A 608-nucleotide genomic window follows, 5' to 3' on the forward strand; every position below is an offset into this window, starting at 1 on the left:
ACACCGCTCATTGTCAGTGATGCTGGCTTTAAAGTGCCATGGTATAAATCCGTTGAAAAGCTAGGTTGGTACTGGTTAAGTCGAGTCAGAGGGAAAGTGCAATATGCAGATTTAGGTGCGGAAAACTGGCAACCTATCAGCAACTTACATAGCATATCCTCAAGTCGCTCAAAGACTTTAGGCTATAAGAGGTTGACTAAGAGCAACCCAATTTCATGTCAAATTGCACTGTATAAATCACGTCCTAAAGGCCGAAAAAATCAGCGTTCGACACGGACTAATTGTCATCATCCGTCACCTAAAATCTACTCCGCTTCGACAAAAGAACCATGGGTTTTAGCGACTAACTTGCCCGTTGAAATCCGAACACCAAAGCAACTTGTTAGGCTCTACTCGAAGCGTATGCAAATTGAAGAAACCTTCCGAGACTTGAAAAGCCCAGCCTACGGTTTAGGCCTCCGTCATAGCCGAACTAGCAGCTCAGAGCGCTTTGATATCATGCTGCTAATCGCCCTAATGCTTCAACTGACATTTTGGCTTGCTGGAGTTCATGGTCAGAAACAAGGTTGGGATAAGCACTTCCAAGCTAACACTGTCAAAAATCGAAA

General features: G+C 44.2%; 1 protein-coding gene. It reads left to right on the forward strand.

Going from position 1 to position 608, the window contains the following annotated elements:
* Positions 1-608: IS4 family transposase (locus K5Q92_RS23905; protein ID WP_220771263.1), on the forward strand; the 608-nt coding region annotated here is incomplete at both ends.

It is taken from the genome of Shewanella sp. MBTL60-007 (genome assembly GCF_019654915.1).
In the GTDB taxonomy this organism is placed as follows: Bacteria; Pseudomonadota; Gammaproteobacteria; order Enterobacterales; family Shewanellaceae; genus Shewanella.